Origin of the sequence: Micromonospora sp. LOL_024, assembly GCF_048060415.1 — a bacterium.
Taxonomy (GTDB): Bacteria; Actinomycetota; Actinomycetes; order Mycobacteriales; family Micromonosporaceae; genus Micromonospora.
This window is the reverse complement of the sequence record NZ_JBHMIS010000005.1, coordinates 89,094-115,332: the sequence shown is the minus strand read 5'-3', so window position 1 is coordinate 115,332 and position 26,239 is coordinate 89,094. Positions and strand designations below refer to the sequence as shown.

At 70.1% G+C, this 26,239-nt stretch carries 23 protein-coding genes; 9 read left to right on the top strand and 14 right to left on the bottom strand.

Going from position 1 to position 26,239, the window contains the following annotated elements; all coding sequences use genetic code 11:
• Positions 1–13: 13 nt before the first annotated feature.
• On the bottom strand, positions 14–1,366 hold the full coding sequence (locus ACFHWY_RS08945; protein WP_416579647.1) for a DedA family protein: 1,353 nt from the start codon (positions 1,364–1,366) through the stop codon (positions 14–16).
• A gap of 125 nt (positions 1,367–1,491) precedes the next feature.
• Here ACFHWY_RS08945 and typA point away from each other — a divergent pair, with 125 nt between their 5' ends.
• Together typA and ACFHWY_RS08935 are read left to right on the top strand one after the other, a co-directional pair.
• Positions 1,492–3,360: a translational GTPase TypA gene (typA, locus tag ACFHWY_RS08940; RefSeq protein ID WP_416579646.1), complete on the top strand. Its 1,869-nt coding sequence runs from the start codon at positions 1,492–1,494 to the stop codon at positions 3,358–3,360.
• Between the two features lie 7 nt (positions 3,361–3,367).
• On the top strand, positions 3,368–4,276 hold the full coding sequence (locus ACFHWY_RS08935) for a serine hydrolase (RefSeq protein WP_416579645.1): 909 nt from the start codon (positions 3,368–3,370) through the stop codon (positions 4,274–4,276).
• On the opposite strand, the gene ACFHWY_RS08930 is transcribed toward ACFHWY_RS08935, so the two are convergent.
• Entirely contained in the window at positions 4,230–5,039 is an 810-nt protein-coding gene (locus ACFHWY_RS08930; protein WP_416579644.1) for a tyrosine-protein phosphatase, read from the bottom strand. The genes ACFHWY_RS08935 and ACFHWY_RS08930 overlap by 47 nt on opposite strands.
• A 218-nt stretch (positions 5,040–5,257) precedes the next feature.
• Between ACFHWY_RS08930 and ACFHWY_RS08925 the strand changes: the two genes are divergently transcribed.
• Complete coding sequence (locus ACFHWY_RS08925; protein ID WP_416579643.1) at positions 5,258–6,184, top strand: NlpC/P60 family protein; 927 nt, start codon at positions 5,258–5,260, stop codon at positions 6,182–6,184.
• Positions 6,185–6,225: 41 nt separating this feature from the next.
• Here ACFHWY_RS08925 and ACFHWY_RS08920 read toward each other — a convergent pair whose 3' ends face one another.
• The gene (locus tag ACFHWY_RS08920; RefSeq protein ID WP_416579642.1) at positions 6,226–7,203 is read right to left on the bottom strand and encodes a TerC family protein; all 978 of its coding nucleotides are present in this window, start codon (positions 7,201–7,203) and stop codon (positions 6,226–6,228) included.
• A gap of 190 nt (positions 7,204–7,393) precedes the next feature.
• Between ACFHWY_RS08920 and ACFHWY_RS08915 the strand changes: the two genes are divergently transcribed.
• The gene (locus tag ACFHWY_RS08915) at positions 7,394–7,687 is read left to right on the top strand and encodes an antibiotic biosynthesis monooxygenase family protein (protein ID WP_416579753.1); all 294 of its coding nucleotides are present in this window, start codon (positions 7,394–7,396) and stop codon (positions 7,685–7,687) included.
• 122 nt (positions 7,688–7,809) lie between these two features.
• Here ACFHWY_RS08915 and ACFHWY_RS08910 read toward each other — a convergent pair whose 3' ends face one another.
• Positions 7,810–8,664: a helix-turn-helix domain-containing protein gene (locus ACFHWY_RS08910; RefSeq protein ID WP_416579641.1), complete on the bottom strand. Its 855-nt coding sequence runs from the start codon at positions 8,662–8,664 to the stop codon at positions 7,810–7,812.
• Positions 8,665–8,786: 122 nt separating this feature from the next.
• On the bottom strand, positions 8,787–10,895 hold the full coding sequence (uvrB, locus tag ACFHWY_RS08905; protein WP_416579640.1) for an excinuclease ABC subunit UvrB: 2,109 nt from the start codon (positions 10,893–10,895) through the stop codon (positions 8,787–8,789).
• Between the two features lie 297 nt (positions 10,896–11,192).
• Between uvrB and ACFHWY_RS08900 the strand changes: the two genes are divergently transcribed.
• On the top strand, positions 11,193–12,854 hold the full coding sequence (locus ACFHWY_RS08900; RefSeq protein WP_416579639.1) for a hypothetical protein: 1,662 nt from the start codon (positions 11,193–11,195) through the stop codon (positions 12,852–12,854).
• Positions 12,855–12,905: 51 nt separating this feature from the next.
• On the opposite strand, the gene coaE is transcribed toward ACFHWY_RS08900, so the two are convergent.
• Together coaE and rpsA are read right to left on the bottom strand one after the other, a co-directional pair.
• Positions 12,906–14,087, bottom strand: a complete 1,182-nt coding sequence (coaE, locus tag ACFHWY_RS08895; RefSeq protein ID WP_416579638.1) for a dephospho-CoA kinase — start codon at positions 14,085–14,087, stop codon at positions 12,906–12,908.
• A gap of 213 nt (positions 14,088–14,300) precedes the next feature.
• Positions 14,301–15,797, bottom strand: coding sequence for a 30S ribosomal protein S1 (gene rpsA, locus ACFHWY_RS08890; RefSeq protein ID WP_416579637.1), 1,497 nt, complete (start codon positions 15,795–15,797; stop codon positions 14,301–14,303).
• A 305-nt stretch (positions 15,798–16,102) separates the two neighbouring features.
• On the opposite strand from rpsA, the gene ACFHWY_RS08885 reads away from it, so the two are divergent.
• From ACFHWY_RS08885 to ACFHWY_RS08875, 3 genes are all read left to right on the top strand, one after another.
• Positions 16,103–16,909: a class I SAM-dependent methyltransferase gene (locus tag ACFHWY_RS08885; RefSeq protein ID WP_416579636.1), complete on the top strand. Its 807-nt coding sequence runs from the start codon at positions 16,103–16,105 to the stop codon at positions 16,907–16,909.
• Between the two features lie 87 nt (positions 16,910–16,996).
• On the top strand, positions 16,997–17,212 hold the full coding sequence (locus tag ACFHWY_RS08880) for an HVA1 family protein (protein WP_416579635.1): 216 nt from the start codon (positions 16,997–16,999) through the stop codon (positions 17,210–17,212).
• Positions 17,199–17,555: a DUF3140 domain-containing protein gene (locus ACFHWY_RS08875; protein ID WP_416579634.1), complete on the top strand. Its 357-nt coding sequence runs from the start codon at positions 17,199–17,201 to the stop codon at positions 17,553–17,555. Before ACFHWY_RS08880 ends, ACFHWY_RS08875 begins: the two co-directional genes overlap by 14 nt.
• A gap of 15 nt (positions 17,556–17,570) precedes the next feature.
• On the opposite strand, the gene ACFHWY_RS08870 is transcribed toward ACFHWY_RS08875, so the two are convergent.
• Positions 17,571–17,984: a hypothetical protein gene (locus ACFHWY_RS08870; RefSeq protein WP_416579633.1), complete on the bottom strand. Its 414-nt coding sequence runs from the start codon at positions 17,982–17,984 to the stop codon at positions 17,571–17,573.
• Positions 17,985–18,088: 104 nt separating this feature from the next.
• Positions 18,089–20,788: a DNA polymerase I gene (gene polA, locus ACFHWY_RS08865; RefSeq protein WP_416579632.1), complete on the bottom strand. Its 2,700-nt coding sequence runs from the start codon at positions 20,786–20,788 to the stop codon at positions 18,089–18,091.
• 115 nt (positions 20,789–20,903) lie between these two features.
• On the opposite strand from polA, the gene ACFHWY_RS08860 reads away from it, so the two are divergent.
• Entirely contained in the window at positions 20,904–21,146 is a 243-nt protein-coding gene (locus ACFHWY_RS08860; RefSeq protein WP_416579631.1) for a hypothetical protein, read from the top strand.
• Positions 21,147–21,222: 76 nt separating this feature from the next.
• Here the strand turns inward: ACFHWY_RS08860 and ACFHWY_RS08855 are convergent, their stop codons facing one another.
• From ACFHWY_RS08855 to ACFHWY_RS08835, 5 genes are all read right to left on the bottom strand, one after another.
• Positions 21,223–21,933, bottom strand: coding sequence for an ABC transporter ATP-binding protein (locus ACFHWY_RS08855; protein ID WP_416579630.1), 711 nt, complete (start codon positions 21,931–21,933; stop codon positions 21,223–21,225).
• Positions 21,923–22,864, bottom strand: a complete 942-nt coding sequence (locus tag ACFHWY_RS08850; protein ID WP_416579629.1) for an ABC transporter ATP-binding protein — start codon at positions 22,862–22,864, stop codon at positions 21,923–21,925. The genes ACFHWY_RS08855 and ACFHWY_RS08850 overlap by 11 nt, the downstream gene beginning before the upstream one ends.
• The gene (locus ACFHWY_RS08845) at positions 22,857–24,035 is read right to left on the bottom strand and encodes a branched-chain amino acid ABC transporter permease (RefSeq protein ID WP_416579628.1); all 1,179 of its coding nucleotides are present in this window, start codon (positions 24,033–24,035) and stop codon (positions 22,857–22,859) included. Before ACFHWY_RS08845 ends, ACFHWY_RS08850 begins: the two co-directional genes overlap by 8 nt.
• A complete protein-coding gene (locus ACFHWY_RS08840; RefSeq protein ID WP_416579627.1) occupies positions 24,032–25,015 on the bottom strand; it encodes a branched-chain amino acid ABC transporter permease in 984 nt (327 codons plus the stop codon). The genes ACFHWY_RS08845 and ACFHWY_RS08840 overlap by 4 nt, the downstream gene beginning before the upstream one ends.
• A gap of 69 nt (positions 25,016–25,084) precedes the next feature.
• Complete coding sequence (locus ACFHWY_RS08835) at positions 25,085–26,236, bottom strand: branched-chain amino acid ABC transporter substrate-binding protein (protein WP_416579626.1); 1,152 nt, start codon at positions 26,234–26,236, stop codon at positions 25,085–25,087.
• Positions 26,237–26,239: the final 3 nt, after the last annotated feature.

Sequence of the window (26,239 nt, the reverse complement as noted above, 5' to 3'; positions counted from 1 at the left end):
GGTCGATCCCACCTCACCCCGCGAGCGACCCACCGGCCGCGACAGCACGGTCCCGGGTCGCCCAGGCGACCATGAAAACCGCCGTCCACGCCGCCCCGAGCAGCACCGCGCCCACGGTGCCGCTGGCCGTACTCAACCCCAGGTAGAGCCGGCCGCCGCCGATGGCGACCACCCCGGCCGCCGCTACGGTCCACGCGGCCACCGCGATCGGCCACCGCGCGCCGCGGGACAACAGCCAGGCCAGCGTGCACAAGCTCGCGGTCACCACCGCGTTCTGGGTGGAGAACAGCACCACCCGACCGCCGGCGGCCAGGTCGGCCACCGCCGCCAGCACCACCAGCGGCACGAACGCGCCGATCGTGCCGACCACACTGAGCAGGTCCGCCCGCCAGGGCCGATGCCGCCACGCCTGCACCGCGGCCACCAGGGCCACCACCACGATCAGCGACGAGCCACGCAGCACCGACACCGCGGCCTGCGTCGCCTCCACCGCGTCGGGCGTACGCCGGGCGGCGAACCAGCTGGCGATCGCTCCGTCGACCAGCGCCAGCCCGCTGTGCCCAACCACCACCCGAAGCGTCCACGCGATGGCCAGCCCGACCACGAAGAGCAGCAGCACCCCGGCCGCCAGGTTCGCCAGCAACGCCCAGGCAGGGCCGAGCCTGAGGGTGAGCAGGAAGAACAGCAACCCGTACCGGGCCGACAGCCAGCGCAGAGGCGGCATCCCCGCGGCGCGTGCCAGCAACGCCCGCGCCGGGTCGGGATTTCGTCCCAGCCAGCGACCGGCCAGCACCACCGCGACCAGCGCCGCCACCAGCACCAGGACCGCACCCGTCGCCCGGCCCAGCAACCGGGACACCGTCTCGTAGGACTCGCCCGCCAGGTGCCCGACGAACACCGAGGCGCCCACCCAGGTGACCACCCCGGCCAGGTTCCACGGCGCGAACCGCCGGTACGGCATGCCGGCCGCCCCGGCGAGGCGGGGCGCCAGCGTGCGGGCGAAGGCCACCCAGCGGGCGGTCAGCAGCCCCCGGCCGCCCATCCGCCCGAGCATCGCGTCGGCCCGAGCCCACCGGTGCGGCCCGACCCGCACCCCCCACCGGCTGGCCCGCAACCGCGGCCCGTAGCGCCGCCCGGCCCGGAACGCCACCGCGTCCCCCACCGCGGCGGCCAGGATCATCACCAGCAACGCAGGACCGAGCCGCAGCGTCCCGGTGTACGTGAGGAAGCCGACCAGCAGCAGGGTCGCCTCGCCGGGGGCGACCAACCCGACGAGCAGCGCCGTCTCGGCGGCGACGACCAGCGCCGCCACCACATAGATCATCGACGGCGGTAGGCTCTGCACCGAGTTCAGCAGATCGTGCACGGCGACCCCCGGATCACCTCGGCCATACTGCCGCAAGTGTGACAGCCGTCTCCACCGCGAGCCGGTACGCACCCAGGGTGACCCCCGACGCCGCACCGCCTCCGCACAGGCGGGAGGATGGAGCAATGCAGCTTCGCACCGACCTCCGTAACGTCGCCATCATCGCTCACGTCGACCACGGCAAGACCACCCTGGTCGACGCCATGTTGCGGCAGTCCGGTGCCTATGGCGCCCGGGGCGAGGTGACCGAGCGGGTGATGGACTCCGGGGACCTGGAGCGGGAAAAGGGCATCACCATCCTGGCCAAGAACACCGGCGTTCGCTACCTGCCGGCGGATGGCTCCGACCCGGTCACCATCAACATCATCGACACTCCCGGACACGCCGACTTCGGCGGCGAGGTGGAGCGCGGCCTGACCATGGTCGACGGCGTGGTACTCCTCGTCGACGCCAGCGAGGGCCCGCTGCCACAGACCCGCTTCGTGCTCCGCAAGGCCCTCAAGGCCCGGATGCCGATCATCCTCGTGATCAACAAGGTGGACCGCCCGGACGCCCGGATCAAGGAGGTCGTGGACGACTCCTACGAGCTCTTCCTCGACCTGGACGCCGACGAGGAGCAGATCGACTTCCCGATCGTCTACGCCTGCGCCCGGGACGGCATCGCCTCGCTCACCCAGCCCGCCGACGGATCGGTGCCGCAGGACAGCCAGAGCCTGGAGCCCCTGTTCCGCACCCTGCTGGACACCATTCCGCCGCCCTCGTACGACGACGACGCCCCGCTGCAGGCGCACGTGACCAACCTCGACGCATCGCCGTTCCTCGGCCGGCTCGCGTTGTGCCGGGTCCGGCAGGGCACCATCCGCAAGGGCCAGACAGTGGCCTGGTGCCGCACCGACGGTAGCAGCCAGCGGGTCCGCATCTCCGAGATGCTGATCACCGAGGGTCTGGAGCGCAAGCCGGCCGAGTCGGCCGGACCGGGTGACATCATCGCCGTCGCCGGCATCCCCGACATCATGATCGGTGAGACCCTGGCCGACGCGGAGAACCCGATCCCGCTGCCGCTGATCACCGTCGACGAGCCGGCCATCTCGATGACCATCGGCACCAACACCTCGCCTCTGGTCGGCCGGGTCAAGGGCGCAAAGGTCACCGCCCGGATGGTCAAGGACCGCCTCGACAAGGAACTCGTCGGCAACGTGTCGCTGCGGGTGCTGTCGACCGAGCGCCCCGACGCGTGGGAGGTGCAGGGCCGTGGTGAGCTGGCCCTGGCCATTCTCGTCGAGCAGATGCGCCGCGAGTCCTACGAGCTGACCGTCGGCAAGCCGCAGGTCGTCACCAGGGAGATCGACGGGCGGATCTGCGAGCCGGTGGAGCGCCTCACCATCGACGCCCCGGACGAGTACCTGGGCGCGATCACCCAACTGCTGGCCACCCGCAGGGGCCGGATGGAGCAGCTGGTCAACCACGGCACCGGCTGGATCCGGATGGAGTGGCTGGTCCCCGCCCGCGGCCTGATCGGCTTCCGCACCGAGTTCCTCACCGACACCCGCGGCACCGGAATCCTGCACCACGTCTTCGAGTCGTACGAGCCGTGGTTCGGCGAGCTGCGTACCCGCAACAACGGTTCCCTGGTCGCCGACCGGGCCGGGGCTGTCACCTCGTTCGCCATGATCAACCTCCAGGAACGCGGCCAGCTCTTCGTCGAACCGACCACCGAGGTGTACGAGGGCATGATCGTCGGGGAGAACTCCCGCTCCGACGACATGGACGTCAACATCACCAAGGAGAAGAAGCTCACCAACATGCGCGCGTCGACCTCCGACGAGACCGAGAAGTTGATCCCGCCACGCAAGCTGTCGCTCGAGCAGGCCCTGGAGTTCTGCCGCGAGGACGAATGCGTCGAGGTCACCCCAGCCGCCGTCCGCATCCGCAAGGTCGTGCTCGACCAGACCCAGCGGGCCCGTACGACCGCCCGCCGCAAGCACGCCGGCTGACGGCCGGATGGCCGCGGACGACCTCCACGCGCGGCTGGACCGGGCGCCCGGAACGATCTCGGTCTACGCGGGCCCGCTCGACGCCCCGCCCACCTGGATCCGGCACGCCCACGCCACCCACTACGCGGCGAGCACGATGAAACTGGCCGTGCTCGCCGCGCTGCACCGGGCCGCCGAGGCCGGCCACCTCGACCCGGACGCCCCGGTCGAGGTGGTCAACCGGTTCACCTCCGCCGACCGGCACGCCCCGGCGTACTCCTGCGCCCGCGAGTACGACAACGACGCCGCTGTCTGGGAACGGCTCGGCCAACACGCGACCCTGCGCTGGCTCGCTGAGCGGATGGTCGTCCGCTCCAGCAACCTCGCCACCAACCTGGTCATCGAACACGTCGGCCGGCCGGCCGTGGCGCAGGTCTGGGCCAGCGTCGGCGCCCGGCACAGCGTCACCGCACGCGGCATCGAGGACTTCGCGGCCCGCGAGGCGGGTATCACCAACCTGGTCACCGCCACCGACCTGGCCGCCCTGCTCGACGCGGTCGCCACCGGCGCCACCCATCCCGGAACCGTCGCCTCAACCGCTGGCTGCGCCGCGATGCTCGACGTGCTCTGCGCCCAACAGATCCGCCAGGACATCGCCGAAGGGCTGCCCGCCGGCACCCGCCTCGCCCACAAGAACGGCTGGGTACGCGGCGTGCGGCACGGCGCGGCGGTGGTCTTCCCGGACGACGCCGAGCCGTATGTACTCGCCGTCTGCACCACCACCGCACTCGACGACGACCAGGCCAGCGGGCCGGCCGACGCCGACGCGCGGCGCCTGGTTGCCAGCATCTCCGCCCGGGTCTGGCAGGCCCGCCACGACCTCGGTGCCCTCACTCCAGCAGATTCGTCCGCAACGCCGCCACCGTCTCGGCGGTGATCCCCAACCCGTCGCGCAGGTAGCCGCCGAACGACCCGTGCACCTGCCGCACCTGCTCGTACCCGGCGTCGAGGTACTCCGGGCGGACTTCCAGCACCGGCCGCACCGCAGTCTCGTCGAGGTCCGGGTGACGCCGCCGCATGGCCTCGACGAGCACCTCACGCAGGCTCGCCGTCAGCGGGTTGTTGGCCAGGTAGTCGGCCCGGATCGCCGCCTCGTCGACGCCGAGCGCGTGCAGCAGCACCACAGTCAGCCAACCGGTGCGGTCCTTGCCCGCCGAGCAGTGGTAGAGCAGCGGCAGGTTACGCCCGTCGGCCGCCAGCCGCACCGTCGCGGCGAATCCCTGCCGAGCCGAGGCTCCGGTGACGAACCAACGGTAGATCGACGCCATCGCTGCCGGGGTGCCCTGCCGCGCCAGCTCCGCGTACCCGCTCAGGTCGTGTCCGAGCAGCACCGCCGAGACGTACGTGAAGACCGGATGTGCCGGGTCGTGCACCGGCAGATGCACCACCGTCGGTTCGCCCGTCAGCCGGTCCGGCGGAGCCACCGTAGCCTCCGAGTGGGCGCGCAGATCCACCACGCAGGCCGGTTCGAGCTTGGCCAGCACCGGCAGGTCCTCGTCGGTCAGCCGACCCAACGCTGGTGTACGGATCAGTAGCCCCGGGCGTACCCGCCGACCCTCCACGCCGATAAGGCCGCCCAGGTCCCGCGCGTTGGGCGCGCCCACGAGTTCCCAGGCCCGCCCGTTGATTCGCTCACTCATCACCGCTCCCTTCGCCTACAGGGTGTCGCAGGCGACGATCGGCGCGGTACGCACCCGTCACCTCCCTGCCACACACTCCGTTCTCGTCGCCCCGCGGCCGGTGGACACGCCCGCCGAGGAGGTGGCGGGTCGGCAGCGGGCGTAAGGATTCGTACTGCGAATTGATAGACCTCGGATAGTTTCATAAGGCCCGGGAGCGGGGGTGCAACCTATCGGGGGTGGACGTGCAGCAGGGCGCTGGGGCGGTGGTCAGGGTCGCCATCGCCGCCCTGTGGAAGGCTCCCGACGTGATCCGACCGGTGGACGCCCCGGCGTTGCGCCCACCCGCCGACGTCGGGGCACGGGTCGCCGGCGTGGCCGCCGGCCGGCAGGTCGGTGACCACGTACTGAGCCAGCTCCTGCTCGGCGAGCGGGTGATTGTCAGCGAGATCCGGCCCGACGGCTGGGCGCACGTGGTGGCGGTGGATCAACCCGCCCCCCGGATGGACCCGCGCGGCTATCCGGGCTGGATGCCGGTGACGCAGCTGGCCCCGGCCGTTGCGGGGACCGACACCTCGCCCCGGGTGGTCGTCGACGCCACCGTCACCGCCCTGCACCACACCGCCGCCGGCGCGGTCGCACTGCCCGGAGTTGTCCTCGGCACCAGCCTGGTGCCGGCCGGCGACGTGATCGACGGTTGGCGGCCGGTCTACGCCCCGGGGCGCACCGCGCCGCTGTGGCTTTCCGCGGCGGACGCGGTGCCCGAACCCACCGCGCCACCCACCGCCGAGCAGGTGCTGGCCGTGGCGGCCCGCCTGGTCGAGGTCGGCTACCTGTGGGGTGGGTTGTCCGCGTACGGGATCGACTGCTCAGGGCTGGTGCACCTGGTCTGGCGGCGGCTCGGGGTGCTGCTCCCCCGCGACTCCAGCGACCAGGTGGTCGCCGCCCACCGGGTGGAGTTGGGGGCGGAGCGCGCCGGGGACCTGTACAGCTTCGCCCGCCCAGGGCACCGGATCCACCACATTGGCATCGTAACCGGAGGTGATCGTCACGAGCGCCGCATGCTGCACGCCTGCTACTCGAACCGGCGGGTTCTGGAGCAGGTGCTGCCCGCGGAGCGCGCCGCAACCCTGGCCGGTGCGCACCGGGTGGTCGAGCTGACCTGACGGAGCCCTGTCGGTACGCCGGGTTCAACGGCCGGTCCTGGTCAACGCACGCCCACGCCCCGGGACGCCTTGATCAGGCTCGCCGCCGTCGCCGTCCCCAGTGTGCCGAGGATGACCAGCAACGACAGCCAGATCGGAATGTGTGGCGCCCAGCCCACGTGCTCGCCACCGTTGACGAGCGGCAGCCTGTTCTCCGCCAGCGCCTCGAGGATCAGCTTGATCCCGATGAAACCGAGCACCACCGCGAGCCCGACGCTCAGGTAGATCAGCCGGTCCAGCAGCCCACCGAGCAGGAAGTAGAGCTGGCGCAGCCCCATCAGCGCGAACACGTTGGCGGTGAAGACCAGGTACGGCTCCTGGGTGATGCCAAAGATCGCCGGGATCGAGTCGAGCGCGAAGATCAGGTCGGTTGTGCCGATGGCGATCATGACGATGAGCATCGGGGTGAACGTGCGCCGGCCGCCTTCTCGCACGGTCAGCCGGGCCTCGTGGTAGCCGCGCGAGATCGGCAGCGCCCGCCGGCTCCAGCGGATCAGCACGTTCTCGGTGAACTCCTCGCTCGACTCGCTGTGCCGGGCCAGGTTGATCGCGGTGTAGATCAGGAACGCGCCGAAGAGGTAGAAGACCCAGGTGAACTGTGAGATCAACGCCGCGCCGGCGGCGATGAATCCACCGCGCATGACGAGCGCGAGGACGATGCCAATGAGCAGCACCTTCTGCTGGTACGCCCGGGGCACCGCGAACCGGGTCATGATGATCACGAATACGAAGAGGTTGTCCACGGAGAGGCTGTACTCGGTCAGCCAGCCCGTGTAGAACTGCCCCGCCACGCTCGCCCCGGCGGTGAGCCAGAGCCCGGCACCGAAGATCAGGGCCAGCCCGACGTAGCAGACGACCCAGAGGCTCGACTCCCGCACGCTCGGCTCGTGCGGCCGACGCCCGATGATGAGCAGGTCCGCCGTGAGGAGCGCAGTCAGGGCGACGAGGGTACCCGCCCATACCAGTCCGGACACGTCCACAGTCTTGTTTCCTCCGGCAGGCACGGGGGTGACCGGCACACGGTACGCCTCGGGCGGTGGGCGGACACACCGCCTTAGGTGTCCTAGGAGGATGGATTACTTGGTGGCCCACGTCTGGTGCGGCACGTCAGCGCCCGGCACTTCCCCGTACCGGCGACAAGCCGCCGCGCCGATGTGGCAGGCTGCCGACATGGTGCTTGAGGTCGCGCTCATCGATGTCACTCCCGGCCGTGAGGAAGCCTTCGCCGCCGCCTACGCCCAGGGGCACAAACTGCTCGCGGAGGCGCCGGGCTGCCGGTCGGTGCGGATGACCCGGGGCATCGAGTCCCCCTCCCGCTTCGTGCTGCTGGTCGAGTGGGACTCCGTCGAAGCCCACGAGCAGAACTTCCGGAGGACCGACCGCTTCGTCGGGTGGCGGGAGCTGATCGGCCCGCACTTCGCCACCCCACCACGGGTCGAGCACTTCGTCGACGTACCCGCCTGACGGCGCCCGCACCGGCGTCGACCCGAGGAACTGTCACACCGTTGGTTTACCCTGCCCCTCGCGTCGGCGCCGGTCCCGACGGCTTCGGGGGCGCCGGGCCCGGCGCCGACGCAACCGGACGGTCACCCGTCGAGCCGGCCGGCCATCACCCGCACCGTCTCCTGCTCCGGCAGCGCCGCCTCCAACAGGCAACCAGCCATCTGTTCGTACCGGTCGACATCGGCTGCGGCGCTCAGCCGCACGTCCGTGGTCAACGCCTCCAGCATCACCGTGCGCGGGTCCGCCGGATCCGGAAAGGAGTAGCAGGAAAACGGCGTGAGCGGCACCGGTCCATGCCCCGCGCCCGGCGGCACCAGCCGGATCGTCACGTGCGGCAGCGCGGCCAGTTCGAGTAGGTGTCGCAGTTGCTCGCGCCAGACCTCCACCGGGTCGCCAGCCTGCCAGCAGGCCAACTCGGTGATCAGCGCCGTGTAGCGGGGCGGCTCGGGGCGGCGGAGCACCGAGTGCCGGGCCGCCCGGGCGCGCAGGTCGGCCTCCACGTCCACGGCCGGGTCGATCAGGCGTCCGGCCGCGATGCGCAGGCGGGCGTAGGCCGGGGTCTGCAGCAGGCCGGGCACCACCGCGGGCTGGTACTCGATGATGCCCGCCGCGCCGGCCTCAAGTTCGGCGTACGTACGCTGCCGCTCACTCATCTCGCCCAGCGACTTCCACCAGCCACGGCTGGTCGCGGCGTCCCGGGCGATGACTATCAACGCGTCGCGCTGCGGTGCCGACACCTGATAGATGTCGAGCAGATCGAGCACGTCCGCCAGATCCGGGCGGCTCTGCCCCAGCTCGATGCGGGACAGCTTGGAGGTGGACGCCCAACCGAGCCGCTCACACACATTTTCCAGCGTCAGCGTTTCCCGCCGCCGGAGCTGACGCAACTCGGCGCCGAGTCGCGCACGTCGAATGACCGGACTCGTTGGCAACGGCATCCCTGCCTCCCCACCGAGGGAGAGTACGCACGGCAGTCACCCAGCGCAATAGGACGCTCGCATTCCGCTATTCTCTCACCGCAGGACGCGGAAACCTGTCGATGGGTCGCGCCGGACCGCCCTCACGTCACACCGGCGGCGTCCATCCCCCGCAGCTCCTTCTTCAGGTCGGCGACCTCGTCACGGATCCGGGCGGCCAGCTCGAACTGCAACTCCCGCGCGGCGGCGAGCATCTGATCGTTGAGCTCCTGGATCAACTGCGCCAACTCGACACGCGCCATCCCCGCTCGCGCGGGTGTGCCTGCGCCGGTCCGGGCGCGGCTACGGGTCTCCTTGACCGGCGCCTTGCCCCGGGACAGCTGCCGCACCGCGCCCCCGACCCGCGACGCCTCGGTGTCCTCGGCCTCCCGGTAGATGTCGTCGAGGATGTCGTGGATCTTCTTCCGAAGCGGCTCGGGGCTGATGCCGTGCGCCTCGTTGTGCGCGATCTGCTTGTCGCGCCGCCGGCTGGTCTCGTCGATCGCTGCCGCCATCGACGGCGTGATCTTGTCTGCGTACATGTGCACCTGACCGGACACGTTACGGGCGGCCCGGCCGATGGTCTGGATCAACGACCGGCCGCTGCGCAGGAAGCCCTCCTTGTCCGCGTCCAGAATCGCCACCAGAGACACCTCGGGCAGGTCGAGACCCTCCCGCAGCAGGTTGATGCCGACCAGCACGTCGTAGTCACCCCGGCGCAGCTCACGAAGCAACTCCACCCGTCGCAGCGTGTCGACCTCCGAGTGCAGGTAACGCACCCGGATGCCGTTCTCCAGGAGATAGTCGGACAGATCCTCGGCCATCTTCTTGGTCAGCGTGGTGACCAGCACACGTTCGTCACGCTCGGTACGCAGCTTGATCTCGTGCATCAGGTCGTCGATCTGGCCCTTGGTGGGCTTGACGACGACCTCCGGGTCGATCAGACCGGTCGGGCGGATCACCTGCTCCACGAACTCGCCCTGGGCCTGCTCCAACTCCCACGGGCCCGGCGTCGCCGACAGGAAGACCATCTGGCCGACCCGCTCCAGGAACTCGTCGAACCGCAGCGGCCGGTTGTCGGCCGCGCTGGGCAGCCGGAACCCGTGGTCGATCAGCATCCGCTTGCGGGACGCGTCACCCTCGTACATCCCACCGATCTGGGGGATGGTCACGTGCGACTCGTCGATCACGGTGACGAAGTCGTCGGGGAAGTAGTCGAGCAGGCAGTGCGGCGGGCTACCGGGCAACCGCCCGTCGATGTGCATCGAGTAGTTCTCGATGCCGGAGCAGAAGCCCACCTGCCGCATCATCTCGATGTCGTACGTGGTGCGCATCCGCAGCCGCTGCGCCTCCAGCAACTTGCCCTGCCGGTCCAGCTCGGCCAGCCGCTCGCCCAACTCCGTCTCGATGTCGCGGACCGCCCGCTCCATCCGCTCCGGGCCGGCGGCATAGTGCGTCGCCGGGAAGATCAACAGATGGTCGACCTCGCGCACCACGTCCCCGGTGAGCGGATTGAGGTAGTAGAGCTTCTCCACCTCGTCACCGAAAAGCTCGATCCGGACGGCGAGCTCCTCGTACGCCGGAATGATTTCCAGCGTGTCGCCGCGGACCCGGAAGGTGCCGCGCTGGAAGGCCATGTCGTTGCGGGTGTACTGGATGTCGACCAGCCGACGCAGCAACTGGTCGCGATCCAACTCCTGGCCGACGGCGACCCGCACCGCGCGGTCCAGATACTCCTCGGGTGTGCCCAGGCCGTAGATCGCCGAGACCGTCGCCACGACCACCACGTCTCGGCGGGTGAGCAGGGACATGGTGGCCGAGTGCCGCAACCGCTCGACCTCCTCGTTGATCGAGGAGTCCTTCTCGATGTAGGTGTCGGTCTGCGGGATGTACGCCTCGGGCTGGTAGTAGTCGTAGTAGGAGACGAAGTACTCCACCGCGTTGTCCGGCAGCAGCTCGCTGAACTCCTTCGCCAACTGGGCGCAGAGCGTCTTGTTCGGCGCCAGCACCAGCGCGGGACGCTGCAGGCGCTCCACCAGCCAGGCGGTCGTGGCGCTCTTGCCGGTGCCGGTGGCGCCGAGCAGCACCGAGTGCCGGTCACCGCGACGGACCCGCCGCTCCAGATCGTCGATCGCCGTCGGCTGGTCACCGGCCGGCCGGAAATCGCTGACGACCTGGAAGCGGCCGTCGAGCCGGGGAATGTCGAGCGCCATGAACCCACCGTACGCCGGGCCTCCGACAGTCCGCGGCCACTAGGTTCAGCACGTGATCGGCTTCGATATTCGCATTGTGTGGTTCATCTCACCCGGCTACGCTTCTCCCGTAGGCCGCTCGCGGCGGCCGACCGGGCCGGCGGCGGGCCGCAAAGCCACGCCGCCCCCGGCACTGAGGGTCGCAGCACCCGGCATGCCTGGCGTGCGCGCCCGCTGTGGTCGCGCCGAAGCGCAGACCGGCCGCCGCGAGCGCCACCGCGTCGTCACCCGAACCCGGTCCGGCACGTTCATCCTCCCGTGGAGAACACCTCGCAACCGGCACCCGACAACGGCGGCACCAATCGCCCCGGTCCGGACGTCCCGTCCGCTCGCGCGGCCCGCCGGGACAACCGGCGGCACCGGGCAGGACCCCGCCGGCACCGGGCGGGCATCGCGCCACCCGCGGTCCTCGACCTGACCGTCGCCGAACCGGCCAGCCGAGCGCCGGGGCCACGGCCCGGCGTCCGTAGGGCCGTGGTGTCCGGCGGACTGCTCGACCCGGCCGCCGGCAACCCGCTGGAGGAAGAGGACCTCACCGGATCGACCGCGCCGACCGGCGCCGACCGGCGCGGCGCATACCGCCGGCGGCGACTCACCCTCACCGGGCTCGCCCTCACCGCCGTGGCCTCCGCCGTCCTGCTGGTGGTCACCCTCGTCGACTGGGCACCCGGCGGTCCCCCACCCCGGGCGATGACAACGGCCGAACAGGAACGACTGGCCGCGATGCGGGTCACCAACCTTCGCGACCTGCGTGCCGGGCTGCACCTCACGGTCGGCGACGGTCCGGCCCGCACCGACCTCCTCGGCTGGGTCGACTGGGCTCGCCAACTGGTCTACCTGGACGTCGGTGGGCCCGGCGCGGGTCCACTGCGCGGGCTGGCCCAGGCCACCCCCACGGTTCTGGTGATCCGCCCCGATCCCACGGCGATGCCGACGCCCGCAACACCACCCCTGGTGCCGCCGGCCGACGGTTGGCGACTGCCCGCCGACCAGGGCCTCGATCCACTGCTGAGTCTGGTGTTCAGGCTCGCCGCCGACCGGCCCGAACCCGCTGACGGGCTGTCCGGCCGCTGGGTGGGCCGGGAACAGGTAAACGGGGAGACGGTCGACATCCTGGAGGCCGCGCCGCGCACCGGCGAACCGGCGCACGGCACCACCGCCGCGACTCCCGGCCCAAGCACCCCCACCCGCTACTGGCTCGATCTGGCAGGCCGGGTGCACCGGCTGGAGACCAACCTGCCCGGCGTCGGTCCGGTCAGCGTGGCACTGAACCGGGCCGACCGGCCCACGCTGCGACCGGTCGAAGCACTCGGCGGCCGCCCCGGCCTGCCCCGCGCGCTGACAACCGCCGAACGGGACCGCTGGCGCCGGCTGCCCGCGCGGCTACGGACCGCGGGCGGGGCCGCCGTCACCGTGACCGGCCCGGTCTCGGGCGCCAGCAACCTGCGCGGCGCCGGCTGGCTGAGCTGGACCTCGGGCACGGCCTACCTGGGCGTCGCCGACCTCGACACGGACGGCCGGTGGACCCTGGTCCGGCACCACGACGGCAAGGTCGCCCGGATCGAGACCGGCACGCCCGACAGCGGTACCGCCCGCCCGCCGCTGCCGCCACCGGCAACCGGTTGGCTCACCGGCCCGCACCACACCCAGGCCCTGGACCCGCTGCTGGAGGCCGCGCTGCGGGCCGCTAGAGGGAGCGGGCCCGGCGGCGACGGGCGGCGGACACGCGGCGACACGCTCGCCGGCACCACCGTCGACGTGGTGCAGGTCGACACCGCCCTGGGGCCGGTGCGCTACTGGATCGACCGGACCGGGCTGCTTCGCCGGCTGGAACTGCCCACCCGGGCGGGTGCCTGGGCACAGCTCGACCTGAACCCCGGCCGGGTACCCCGCCTCACGCCGCCGCCCGCCAAGCGCTGACCGACCGTGTCGCGGTCGTGCAGGTCGGGCGGGACCGGGACACGGGTACGATCAGGGCCGCCAGCCGGTGCTGGCGGCCCACGCCTCGGCTCGCAGATACTCCTCGTCGAACCACGGGTCCTTCGCCATGACGTACGTGCCGCTGTCCGCCGCGGAACCAGCCAACTCCCGCTTGAGCAGCAGGTACCCGGCCCGCCGATCAGAATCGGCCCGTAGATGGTCGCGCATCAGCAGGGCGTACCGCCAGGCGGGTGAGCCGGCCACCCGCAGGTGCAGGTGAACCGGGCGGGCCGCATCGGCGCTGCCGTGCAACCGCTTATCCCACCGCTGACCGCCGGGCGGCCGGGGGTTGTCCCACCAGTCGCCCGGCAGCCGAGGAAAACCCGCGTCGGCGAGCCGTTCGGCCAGTGGCCCGTCGGCGTCGGCCAGGGACGGCACGCCGAGCTGGATGTCGATGACGTCCCTGGCGGCCAGGCCGGCCACCGCCGTGGAGCCGATGTGCTCGATGCGCAGGTCGGCGGGGGCGACCGCGTGCCGGACCCGAGCGGCCAGGCGGGCGTACTGGTGGGGCCACGTCGGGTCCGGTCCGACCAGTGTCACCCGGCTCGTCCGGACCGCCCGGCGGTGCCGTACGTTGCTCTCGAAGGGCACCAGCCGGTCGCACCAGAGCGCGTCGACCGCCGCGTGCAGCTGGTCGACCGTGCCGTCATTGGTGAGCAACACGTCCGCCACCGCGTTGCGGCGGGCGTCGTCGGCCTGGGCGGCGATCCTGCGCTCGGCCTCCGCGCGGCTCATCCCGCGGTCGCGGGCCAGCCGCCGCAGCCGGGTCGAGACCTCCGTGGACACCACGACCACCAGGTGGTACGTGGGCGCCAGGCCCACCTCCGCCAGCAGCGGAACGTCGTTGACCACCACCGCGTCGGATGGTGCCGCAGCGAACAGCTCGGCGGTACGGGTACGGACCCGGGCGTGCACGACCGCTTCCAGCCGGCGGCGCGCCGGCTCGTCGGCGAAGACGAGAGCCCCGAGCGCGGCCCGGTCGAGAGCACCGTCGGCATCGAGCACCCGGTCGGAGAAGGCGGCGACGACCTCCGCGAGCCCGTCACTGCCGGGAGCGACCACCTCGCGGGCGATCTGATCGGCATCGATGAGCACCGCGCCCCGCTCGACCAGCCGCCGCGCCGCGGCGCTCTTGCCCGACCCGATCCCACCGCTCAGCCCGACCCTCAGCACGGCGTCAAGTCAACCCGATCATCCCCGCGCCGCCAAACCCGACCGACCGGCATCCCCACCCGCCGCGTCGATCTAGGGCCAATCGCCGCTAGTCGATCTTCAGTAACGAGGATAAGCCCTAGATCGACGCGGACGGTGGCGGGGGAATGACGGGGCCCCGCCCTGACCCGGTGTTTCGGGTCGGGGCGGGGCCCGGCGTCGGCTAGCGGCAGATCACTTACCGCCGGCGAGCTTCTCCCGCAGAGCGGCGAGCGCCTCGTCCGTGGCCAGCGTGCCGGCCGGCTCCTCGGCCTGGCGGCTCGGCGCCGCGCTGGTCGAGGAGGTGGCGCCGGTCGCGGCAGCGGCGACGGGCTGCGGGTTGGCAGCGGCCTCGGCCTCGGCGGCCCGGGACGTCTGCACCTGCTTCTGGTGTGCCTCCCAGCGGAGCCGAGCCTCGGCGTACTGCTGCTCCCAGGTCTCGCGCTGCTTGTCGTACCCCTCGAGCCACTCGCCCGTCTCCGGGTCGAAGCCGTCCGGGTAGATGTAGTTGCCCTCGGTGTCGTAGGTCGCCGCCATGCCGTAAAGGGTCGGGTCGAAGTGCTCCTCGCCCTCGACGAAGCCCTCGTTGGCCTGCTTGAGCGACAGCGAGATCCGGCGGCGCTCCAGGTCGATGTCGATGACCTTGACCATCACCTCGGAGCCGACCTGGACGACCTGCTCGGGGATCTCCACGTGACGCTCGGCCAGCTCGGAGATGTGGACCAGGCCCTCGATGCCGTCGTCCACCCGGACGAATGCGCCGAACGGCACGAGCTTGGTGACCTTACCCGGCACGATCTGCTGGATCGCGTGGGTACGGGCGAACTGACGCCACGGGTCTTCCTGGGTCGCCTTCAGCGACAGTGAGACCCGCTCGCGGTCCAGGTCGACGTCCAGGACCTCGACCTCGACCTCCTGGCCCACCTCGACGACCTCGGAGGGGTGGTCGATGTGCTTCCAGGACAGCTCGGAGACGTGCACCAGACCGTCCACGCCACCCAGGTCGACGAACGCGCCGAAGTTGACGATCGAGGAGACGACGCCCTTGCGGACCTGCCCCTTCTGGAGCTTGTTGAGGAACTCGGTACGCACCTCGGACTGCGTCTGCTCCAGCCACGCCCGGCGGGACAGCACCACGTTGTTGCGGTTCTTGTCCAGCTCAATGATCTTGGCTTCGAGTTCGCGGCCGACGTACGGCTGCAGGTCGCGCACCCGCCGCATCTCGACCAAGGAGGCGGGCAGGAAGCCGCGCAGCCCGATGTCGAGGATGAGGCCACCCTTGACCACCTCGATGACGGAACCGCGGACGACACCGTCCTCGTCCTTGATCTTCTCGATCGTGCCCCAGGCCCGCTCGTACTGCGCCCGCTTCTTGGAGAGGATCAGCCGCCCCTCCTTGTCCTCCTTCTGGAGGACGAGGGCCTCAATGTGGTCACCCACCGAGACGACCTCTGCCGGGTCCACGTCGTGCTTGATCGACAACTCCCGAGAGGGGATGACACCCTCGGTCTTGTAGCCGATGTCGAGCAGGACCTCGTCCCGATCGACCTTGACGACGGTGCCTTCGACAATGTCGCCGTCATTGAAGTACTTGATGGTCTCGTCGATCGCGGCGAGGAAAGCCTCCTCTGAGCCGAGGTCGTCGATGGTGACCTTGGTGGCGCTCGAGGGGGCCTCGATGCTGCTCGTCATGTGGGCGGTTGCTCCGTCGGATGGTGTGTCACAGCAGGTTGGTGTCGCGGTGACCTGTGCGCGCCAACGGATCCGCCGGCGGGCCCACCTGGAAATCGCTGAACGACATCTTGATGTGACTCCGTCGACCGCGCACCTGCTCCCTGCCGAGGCACACGATCCGCGAGCGCATCGTCTACCCTACCTGTTGCATTACCACAGCGTGCAAGCCCTCCCGTCTTCTCATGGCCGCACCAGCCGCGAAAGCGGAGATTTCGTCCAGGCGTGCCCCTTCAGCTCGGCAACCGAAGGTCTAGCGTGTGCTGGTGGACGACGACAACCGGGTGACCCGACGCCGCGTCGGTGCCGCCGAGACCCGCGAGGCCAACCGACGCTGGTGGGACGCCGACGCCGACGCGTACCAGGCGGAGCACGGCCACTTTCTGGGTGAGGTGGACTTCGTCTGGTGCCCGGAGGGGCTGCGGGAGGCCGACGCCCGACTGCTCGGTGACGTGGCCGGACAGCGGGTGCTGGAGCTCGGCTGCGGCGCCGCGCCCTGCTCCCGTTGGCTCGCCGGCCAGGGCGCCCGGCCGGTCGCCGCGGACCTGTCCGCCGGCATGTTGCGGCACGCCGCGCTGGCCGCCACCCGCAGCGGGGTACGCGTCCCGCTGGTGCAGGCCGACGCCCTGGCGCTGCCCTTCGCGGACCGGAGTTTCGACACCGCCTGCACGGCCTTCGGGGCGGTGCCGTTCGTCGAGGACTCGGCGACGCTGATGCGGCAGGTCCACCGGGTGCTGCGTCCCGGCGGGCGTTGGGTCTTCTCGGTCACCCACCCGATGCGCTGGGTCTTCCTCGACGACCCCGGAAAGGGCGGGCTGACCGCCGTGCACTCGTACTTCGACACCCGGCCTTACGTGGAGCAGGACGAGCACGGCGAGGCAACCTACGTCGAACAGCACCGCACCCTGGGTGACCGGGTCCGGGAGCTGGTGGACGCCGGATTCCGGCTGCTGGACCTGGTAGAACCGGAGTGGCCCGAGGGACACGAGGGGATCTGGGGGCAGTGGAGCCCGCTGCGTGGACGCCTCTTCCCCGGCACCGCGATCTTCGTCGCCGAGAAGCCGGACCGTTGAGCCGGGCCACGCCCCACTTCTGGGCTGCCGGTCGCCGAGTCACCCGGTAGCCGTTTTCGGGTGCCGGCCCCCGGGTAACCGGCGGGTATGGCTGAGAAGGAGTACCACCGAGGCGACCACGTCTCCTGGGCCAGCCACAGCGGCCGGGCGCACGGCGTGGTGCGGGAGAAACTGACCGAACGTTCGCATCTACGCAGGACGCCGTCGACGGGTCACCGGAGGCTGCGCGGTACGGTCCGCCACGACGGCTCGAGCCCGGTCGTCGCCCACCGCCCGGAGGTGCTGCGTCATGAGCCGCACTGACGACGACCAGCAGACCTACCGGGAGTTCACCGAGGCGGTGAACATGAAGCCCGCCGAGTTGGCCGCCTGGCTGGAGAGCGAGGAGTCCAAGCGGGTCGGCTGGCACAAGGGCGGCCGGTCCGGCGGTGGCGAATCGGTCGGTCACGAGTCTGGCCGGCGCATCATCGACCTGCTCCGCCGCAAGCGGGACCAGCTGAGCGCCGCCGACTACAAACACATGCGCAAGGTGATCGGCTACGTGCACCGCCACATGGCGCAGCGTCCCTCCGGCGACGTACGGGACACGAAGTGGCGCTGGTCTCTGATGAACTGGGGCCACGACCCCCTGATCGAGCGGCCGTGACCCCGGTCGACCCGGTCAGGCGATCTTCATGTACGAACCGGTGTAGGAGCCGATGTTCACGTGCCAGTGAACGTGGTATGGCCCACTACCGGCCGGGTAGTGGGCCGCCACGAAAGTGCGCAGGGTGCCGTCACACACCGCGTAGTACACCTTGCGGGCGCCGGTCGGGTTGTTGATGATGTTGATGTACGTCTCGCTGTGGTAGTTGCCGAGGCAGTAGTAGGACACCGCGCGCTTGGTGTAGTAGCTACAGGTTCGCGGCCCGTCCGAATACCTGCTGGAGGGGCCCAGCGAACTGCCCTGCGGGAAGTTCGTGACGATCGTGTTCGACGGGTGCGCACACATTGCCAGTGGTGCCGTGTCTGCCGCCTGTGCGGCGCCAGGTGCGACAACCACGAACGTGACCACCATCGCGAGCATGCCGAGCATGCGCGACATTTTCAACAAGACTTCCTCCCCGTGATCGGTTTGGAAATCAGCCTAACAGCGGCCACCGGAGAATTCTGTCCCCTATGGACGGAGGCGTACCGCGCTCAGTGGTCGGCGCTGTTCCAGTCGCGGCCCTCGCCGACCGACACCTCGAGCGGCACCGACAACGGGTAGGCCCCGCCCATCTCGCGTCGGACCAACTCCTCCAGCACCGCTCGCTCCCCCGGCGCAACCTCGAAGACCAGCTCGTCGTGCACCTGGAGCAGCATCCGGGAATCCAGCCCGGCCTCGCGCAGCGCGACGTCGACGTGCAGCATGGCGACCTTGATGATGTCCGCCGCGGAGCCCTGAATCGGGGCGTTGAGCGCCATCCGCTCAGCCATCTCGCGCCGCTGCCGGTTGTCGCTGACCAGGTCGGGCAGGTAGCGCCGGCGGCCGAGGATGGTGGAGGTGTAGCCGTCCTGGCGGGCTCGGGCCACCACCTCCTGAAGGTAGTCACGAACGCCACCGAAGCCGGCGAAGTAGTTCTCCATCAATCCGCGCGCCTCCTCGGCGCCGATGCCGAGCTGCTGGGAGAGGCCGAAGGCGCTCAGCCCGTACGCCAGGCCGTAGTTCATCGCCTTGATCTTGCGCCGCTGGTCTGGGCTGACCTCGGCCACCGGCACCCCGAACACGGACGAGGCGGTGACGGCGTGGAAGTCGGCACCGGAGTTGAACGCCTGGATCAGCGCGCCGTCCGCCGAGAGGTGCGCCATGATCCGCATTTCGATCTGGCTGTAGTCGGCGGTGAGCAGGCACTCGAAGCCCTGCCCCACCACGAAGGCGCGGCGGATCCGCCGTCCCTCCTCGGTGCGGATCGGAATGTTCTGCAGGTTGGGCTCGGTGGAGGAGAGCCGGCCGGTGGCGGCCACCGTCTGGTTGAAGGTGGTGTGGATGCGCCCGTCGTCGGAGACCGACTTGAGCAGGCCGTCGACCGTCGACTTGAGCTTGGCGACGTCGCGGTGCCGCAGCAGGTGGGCCAGCACCGGATGCGGGTTCTGGGCGTGGAGCCACTGCAACGCGTCCGCGTCGGTGGTGTAGCCCGTCTTGATCCGCTTGGTCTTGGGCAGGTTCAGCTCACCGAAGAGGATCTCCTGCAGCTGCTTGGGCGAGCCGAGGTTGAACTCCCGGCCCACCGCCTCGTAGGCGCCCTGCGCGGCGGCCTTCACCTCGGCGGCGAAGTGCGCCTCCAACTCGGAGAGGTAGTCGTTGTCGGCGGCGATGCCGGTGCGTTCGAGTTGTGCCAGGACCCGCATCAACGGCAGCTCCACCCCCGCCATCAGCCGGGCCGACTGCTCCCCGTCGCGGGACAACTCCGCGTCGATCGCGTCGGCCAGATCGAGTGTGGCCCGGGCCCGCAGCATGAGATTCTGCTCGGCCTCGCCGTCGCCGCCGAGCCCGTCCAGGGTGAGCTGGCCGGTTTCCGGTGCGTCGATCCGCAGCTCCCGGTGCAGGTAGCGCAGGGCCAGGTCGGTCAGGTCGTAGGATCGCTGGTCGGGGCGGGCGAGGTAGGCCGCGATCTGGGTGTCCCGCGCGATGCCCGCCAGCGACCAGCCGTGTGCGGCGAAGGCCAGCAGCGCGGGCTTGCTGTCGTGCAGCACCTTGGGTCGATTCTCGTCGGCCAGCCAACCGGCGAGGGCCGTCTCGTCGGCGGCGCCCAGCCCGGCCGGGTCGAACCAGGCGGCCGGCCCGTCCGCGGTGGCCAGGGCCATCCCGGTGACGCCGGCGGTGTGCCGTCGGTTCGGACCGGTGTCGAGCCTGACCGCGACGCCGACCGCAACGCCGGCCAGCGCGTGTGTCTGGAGCCAGTCGACCAGGGCGCCCGGCGCGGCGATCACCTCACCGGCCAGGTCGAAGCCCGCCTCGGCCTCCGGCTGGACCGCGTCGAGGTACTGGTAGAGCCGGTCGCGCAGGATCCGGAACTGGAGGGTGTCGAAGACCTGGTGAACCGCCTCGCGGTCCCACCCCTGCCACCCGGCGTCCTCGGGGCGGATCGACAGCTCCAGATCGGCGACCAGGCGGTTGATCTCGTAGTTACGGATCACGTCGGCGAGCCGTTCGCGCAGGCTGTCGCCGGCCTTGCCCTTGATCTCGTCGGCGCGGGCGATGACACCCTCCACCCCGCCGTACGTGTTGATCCACTTGGCTGCGGTCTTCGGGCCGACACCGGGGATGCCGGGCAGGTTGTCGCTGCTCTCACCGACCAGCGCGGCCAGGTCACGGTAGCGGGCCGGCCCGACGCCGTACTTCGCCTCGACCGCGGCCGGATCCATCCGGGCCAGGTCGGAGACGCCCTTGCGCGGATAGAGCACGGTGATCTGCTCGTCGACCAGCTGGAAGGCGTCCCGGTCGCCGGTGGAGATCAGCACCGACATGCCCTGGTCACGGGCCTGGCACGCCAGCGTGGCGATGAGGTCGTCGGCCTCGTAGCCCGCCATTTCGACCACCGGGATCCGCAGCGCCGCAAGGACCTCCTTGACCAGGCTGACCTGGCCCTTGAAGTCGGTCGGGGTCTCGCTGCGGCCGGCCTTGTACTCCGCGTACCTGTCGGTGCGGAAGGAGCGACGCGAGACGTCGAAGGCGACGACGATGTGGGTCGGCTGCTCGTCGCGCAACACGTTGATCAACATAGAGGTGAAGCCGTAGACCGCGTTGGTCGGCTGCCCGGTCGAGGTGGAGAAGTTCTCCACCGGCAGGGCAAAGAACGCCCGGTAGGCCAGGGAGTGTCCGTCGACGAGGAGCAGGCGCGGGGTCGTAGCTGTCACGGCTGCGACTCTAGTCCTTGCCCCCGACGGAACCGGCCGCCGCCTCGCGGCGGGACAACGAGCGTCCCCGAAGGCCACTAGGCTATCGGCAATCTTCACTCTGACGGGGGTTCACATGAAGAGATGGACGAGTCGTGTCCTGGCGACGGTGTTTCTCGGGCTGACCGGTGTGTTCGGCATCGCCGGTCCCGCCCACGCGGGCTTCTGGGTCCACAACACCACCACGGCCTACAGCGAGGCGGGGTGCCACGCCGCAGGCGCCGCGTACGAGGCCCACTACTGCACCTTCACCACCTACCCGAAGGACTGCGGTCGTTGCGGCGTCCGCGGCTGGTACCTCAGCTACTGGATCAACTGACCCAGCCGCCACCAGTCCCGCGGAACGCCGTTGGCCGGCGAGGTTCCCCTCGCCGGCCAACTCCGTCCGCGACGACCTAGGCCACGCCCAGGTACGCCTCCTTGATCGACGGGTCGTGCAGGAGTTCCTCGCCGGTACCCTCCTTGACGATCTGCCCGGTCTCCAGGACGTAGGCACGGTGGGCGCGGGACAGCGCCTGTTGCGCGTTCTGCTCCACCAGCAGCACGGTGGTGCCCTGCTGGTTGATCTCCACGATGATGTCGAAGATCTGCTGAATGATCATCGGGGCCAGGCCCATCGAGGGCTCGTCCAGCAGCAGCAGCTTCGGCCGGCTCATCAACGCCCGACCGACGGCGAGCATCTGCTGCTCACCGCCGGAGAGCGTGCCACCGGCCTGCTTACGCCGCTCGCGCAGCCGGGGGAACATCTCCAGCACCCGCTCCAGGTCGGCGGCGATGCCGGCGTGGTCCCGCCGGGTGTACGCACCCATGTCCAGGTTCTCCAGGACCGTCATGCCGGGAAAGATCTGCCGGCCCTCGGGGGACTGGCACAGACCCCGGACCACCCGCAGGTCGGCGCGGAGCTTGCTGATGTCCTCACCGTTGAAGGTGATCCGGCCGCCGGAGAGCGACCGGATACCGGAGATCGCCCGCATGGTGGTGGTCTTGCCGGCACCGTTGGCGCCGATCAGCGCCACCACCTCCCCCTCGTTGACGGTGAGGCTGATGCCGTGCAGAGCCTCAATCCGGCCGTACGAGACGCTGACGTCGTCCAACTCAAGCAGCATCGGCGGGCTCCCCCAGGTAGGCCGCGATCACCCGCGGGTCTCGGCTGACCTCGTCCGGCCGGCCGTCGGCGATCTTGCTGCCGAACTCCAGCACCACGATCCGGTCGGTGACACCCATCACCAGCCGCATGTCGTGCTCGATCAGCAGCACGGTCACGCCCCGGTCGCGGATCCGGCGGATCAGCCCCAGCAGATCCTCCTTCTCGGCCGGGTTGAACCCGGCCGCCGGCTCGTCCAGGCAGAGCAGCTTGGGCTCGGTGCCGAGCGCCCGGGCGATCTCCAGCCGACGCTGGTAGCCGTACGGGAGGTTGCGTGCCTCGTCGTTGGCCCGGTCGGCGATGCCGACGAACCGCAGCAGAGCCATCGCCTTGTCCTCGGCCGCCCGCTCCTCCAAAATGTGCCGGGACAGCCCGAAGGTCTTGGCCATGCTTCGACGCAGCTGCTGCCAGGTGCGCGCGATGCCACCGGCAGCGGTCACCTCCGGCAGCTCCTCCGGCCTGGGCCGCATCCGGTAGAGCCGGAACAGCGCGCCGGGGACGCTCGTCTTGTGCCGGGAGTCCGTCCCGACCATGACGTTCTCCAGCGCCGACATCTCCGGGAACAGCCGGATGTTCTGGAACGTCCGGGAGATGCCCAGCCGGCTGATCTGGTGCGGCTTGCGGCCGGTGACCCGCTCCCCACGGAACCGGACCGCACCCGAGGTCGGCTTGTAGACTCCCGTCATCACGTTGAAGCAGGTGGTCTTTCCGGCCCCGTTGGGCCCGATCAGGCCGAGGATCTCACCTTCCTGGATGTCGAAGCTGATCCCGTTCAGCGCGACCACGCCACCGAAGCGGAGCAGGACCTCGTCGACCTCCAGCAGCGTCTTGCGCGGTCCCGGCTGGGTCGGGATCTTCGGTGCCGCCGGGGTGTCGATGTTCTCGTCAGACATGAGCGGGTGCCTCCTCTGCCTGCGCCACACGGTCCTTCAGCTCGCGGGCCCGCCGTCGGCTGGGGATCAGGCCCTGCGGTCGCAGGATCATCACCAGCACCATGGCCAGGCCGAAGGCCAGCCAACGGTAGTCGGCGACCTCCCGGAACCGCTCCGGTAGGTACGCCAGCAGCACCGCGCCGACCGACACGCCGATCATGTTGCCGGACCCACCGACCACGACCATCGCCACGAAGAGGATGGAGAGGTTGACGTTGAACTGGGTCGGGTCGATGAAGGCGTACCGGCTGGCGAACAGGAAGCCCGCGAAGCCGCCGAGCGCCGCGCCGATGGCGAAGGCCCAGAGCTTGAACTTGAACGGGTAGACACCCATCACCGCCGCGGCGTCCTCGTCCTCCCGGATGGCCAGCCAGGACCGGCCGACCCGGCTGTGCTCCAGCCGGCGCACCGCGAAGACCATGAGCAGTACGACGGTCAGCGCCAACCAGTACCACGGCTTGACGTCGATCAGGCCGAAGACCTGGTTGTCCGGCGAGGGCGGGCCCTCCGGCCCGGGGATCGCCGAGATGCCCTGCGGCCCGTTGGTGACGTTCTCCGCGTTGCGGGCCACGATCCGGATGATCTCGCCGAAACCGAGCGTCACGATGGCCAGGTAGTCACCGCGCAAGCGCAGCGTCGGCCAGCCCAGGATCACCCCGGAGATCAACGCCAGCACCAGCGCGATGAAGGCGCAGATGGCCCAGGTCACCGCCCAGGTGGCCGGCAGGTCGAACTCCGCCTGGAACCACTTCACCACCGGCGAGTTGACCGAACCGAACAGCGCCACCCCGTACGCCCCGATGGCGAAGAAGCCGATGTAGCCGAGGTCGAGCAGACCGGCCAGCCCGATCACCACGTTGAGCCCGATCGCCACCAGCACATAGACGGCGCAGGTGAACAGCACGCCGGACCAGTTGCTGCCGCCCGAGATCGAGTCGGTCCGCAGCCCGTTCAGCCCGGGAATCACCAGGCCGCCGGGGAGCTTGCCCAGGAAGGGCAGGTGGTAGAGGAACGCGACGAAGGCCAGCAGGCCGAGAGACCGCTGCCACTTCGGCAGCGCCTGCCAGCGGTCGCCCATCAAGGCCAGGACGCCGACCCGGCGGCGCTCCATCCCACGCAATTTGTTGATCATGCCCGGGCCCTCCCCAGCGACTCACCCATAATGCCGGTGGGACGGAACATCAGCACCACGACCAGCACCACGAAGGCGATGACGTCCTCCCAGTTGGACGCGAAGAGGGTGGCGCCGTAGACCTCGACGATGCCGAGGAACAGCCCGCCCACCAGCGCGCCGCGCAGGTTACCGATGCCACCGAGCACCGCCGCGGTGAACGCCTTGAGGCCGAGCACGAAGCCGATGCTGTTCTGTGTGAAGCCGAAACGCATGCTCCACAGCAGCGCCGCCGCGCCGGCCATGATGCCGCCCAGCACGAAGATCAGCATGATCACGCGCTCCTGGTTGACGCCCATCAGCGCAGCCGTCTCCGGGTTCTGCGCCACCGCCCGCACACCCCGGCCGTAGCGGGTGCGGTTGATGAACCAGTCCAGCAGCGCCATCATCGCCACGGCGGCCACGAAGACGATCAACTGGATGTTGGTGATCGACGTGCCGAGGACGGTGAAGAGCGTCTCCTGCTCGATGATCGTCGGCATGCCGAGGATGATCCGGGCCCGGCCGAACATCGAGGGCACCGCCTCACCCAGCAGCTTCGGCAGCACCAGGCCGAAGATCTCCACCAGCACCAGCGACAGGCCGATCGCCGTGATGAGGAAGATCAGTGGTGGCGCGTTCTTGCGCCGCAGCGGGCGGTAGGCGATCCGTTCGAGCGCCAGCGCCGTGCCGCCGGAGGCGACCGCCGCGACTATCAGGCCGAGCACCAGAAACAGAATCGCCTGGCCGATCGGCGGGTTGTTCTCCACCCCGAAGGCGGTCCACAGGCCGAGCACCGCGAAGGTGCCGACCATGAAGACCTCGGAGTGCGCAAAGTTGATCAGGCGCAGCACGCCGTACACCAGGGTGTAGCCGAGGGCGATCAGGGCATAGATCGCCCCCTTGGACAACCCGTCGACGGTGTGCTGGCCGATGTGGCCGAAGAGGTCGTCGAAATTCACCAGGTCTCCTTGCATAGAGCGCGGCCGGGGTCATGAACAAGAAACCCCGGCCGCACTCGGTACCGATCGTCAGCTGAGCTTGAGCTCCTGCAGCGGCTCGAACGCCGTGCCCTTGATCTCGTACGACCAGATGACGACCCGCGACGGGTCCACGTCACCGTTCTCGGCGAACTTGATGTACTTCGACACGCCCTGCTTGTCGTACGCCTTCACGTACTCCAGGATCTCGGACCGGGTCTTCTTGCCGTCCTTGAAGGCGTCCACGAAGATCTGCGCGGCGTCGAAGCCCTCAGCGCCGTAGGAGCCCGGCGCCTGTCCGAACTCTGCCTGGTAGTCGGCGGTGAAGGTGCCGCCGGCCTTGTCCGCCGGGAGGCAGGGGCAGGTGATGATGGAGCCCTCGGCACCGCCGGAGGCACCCGCAGGGAAGGCCGGGTCGTAGAGACCGTCCGGACCGATGAACTTCGCCTCCACACCGCCGGCACGCATCTGGCGGACCAGCGGCGCGGCCTCACGGGTGTAACCGCCGTAGAAGACGAAGTCGGCGTTCGCCGCCTTGATCTTGGAGATCGTGGCGTCGAACTGCGCCTGCCGCTCCTGGATCTTGTCGCTGGCCGCGATGGTGGCACCCAGGTTCTTGGTCAGCTCGGCGGTGATGCCGGCGCCGTAGGCGCTGGCGTCGTCGACCAGGAAGACCCGCTGCGCGTTCTGCGACTTCAGGTAGGTCGACACGGCACCGGCCTGGGTGCCGTCGTTGCCGACCACCCGGAAGAAGGACTTGTTGCCCTTCTGGGTGAGGTCGGTCCGGGTCGCCGACGGGGCGACCATCACCAGGCCGGCAGCCTCGTAGACCGGCATGGTGGCGTCCGACTCGCCGGAGAAGTGACCACCGATGACGCCGAGGAACGAGGTGTCACCCGCGACCTGGTTCGCCACCGGAGTGGCCTGGGCCGGGTCACCCTGGGTGTCGAACTCGACCATCTCGATCTGGCAGTCGGCGTCCGCGTCGTTGTGCTGCTTGATCGCGAGCTTCGCGCCGTTCAGCGACGGCAGCACCAGACCCGCGTTGTCACCGCTGAACGCGCCGAAGATGGCGATCTTGCCACCGCAGTCCCCGGATGCGGCGTCGTCGCCACTGCTGCTGGTGTCCTGGCACCCCGCGGCGGCGACCAGCACCGCGGCGAGCGCGGCAGTACCCAGCGCCCTTGAATAGCTTCGCCTCACGGC

Coding starts and splice junctions, on each gene's coding strand:
- typA (WP_416579646.1), top strand. CDS start 1,492: ATGCAGCTTCGCACCGACCTCCGTAACGTCGCCATCATCGCTCACGTC.
- ACFHWY_RS08935 (WP_416579645.1), top strand. CDS start 3,368: ATGGCCGCGGACGACCTCCACGCGCGGCTGGACCGGGCGCCCGGAACG.
- ACFHWY_RS08930 (WP_416579644.1), bottom strand. CDS start 5,039: ATGAGTGAGCGAATCAACGGGCGGGCCTGGGAACTCGTGGGCGCGCCC.
- ACFHWY_RS08915 (WP_416579753.1), top strand. CDS start 7,394: ATGGTGCTTGAGGTCGCGCTCATCGATGTCACTCCCGGCCGTGAGGAA.
- ACFHWY_RS08910 (WP_416579641.1), bottom strand. CDS start 8,664: ATGCCGTTGCCAACGAGTCCGGTCATTCGACGTGCGCGACTCGGCGCC.
- uvrB (WP_416579640.1), bottom strand. CDS start 10,895: ATGGCGCTCGACATTCCCCGGCTCGACGGCCGCTTCCAGGTCGTCAGC.
- rpsA (WP_416579637.1), bottom strand. CDS start 15,797: ATGACGAGCAGCATCGAGGCCCCCTCGAGCGCCACCAAGGTCACCATC.
- ACFHWY_RS08880 (WP_416579635.1), top strand. CDS start 16,997: ATGGCTGAGAAGGAGTACCACCGAGGCGACCACGTCTCCTGGGCCAGC.
- ACFHWY_RS08875 (WP_416579634.1), top strand. CDS start 17,199: ATGAGCCGCACTGACGACGACCAGCAGACCTACCGGGAGTTCACCGAG.
- ACFHWY_RS08870 (WP_416579633.1), bottom strand. CDS start 17,984: ATGCTCGGCATGCTCGCGATGGTGGTCACGTTCGTGGTTGTCGCACCT.
- ACFHWY_RS08860 (WP_416579631.1), top strand. CDS start 20,904: ATGAAGAGATGGACGAGTCGTGTCCTGGCGACGGTGTTTCTCGGGCTG.
- ACFHWY_RS08855 (WP_416579630.1), bottom strand. CDS start 21,933: ATGCTGCTTGAGTTGGACGACGTCAGCGTCTCGTACGGCCGGATTGAG.
- ACFHWY_RS08850 (WP_416579629.1), bottom strand. CDS start 22,864: ATGTCTGACGAGAACATCGACACCCCGGCGGCACCGAAGATCCCGACC.
- ACFHWY_RS08845 (WP_416579628.1), bottom strand. CDS start 24,035: ATGATCAACAAATTGCGTGGGATGGAGCGCCGCCGGGTCGGCGTCCTG.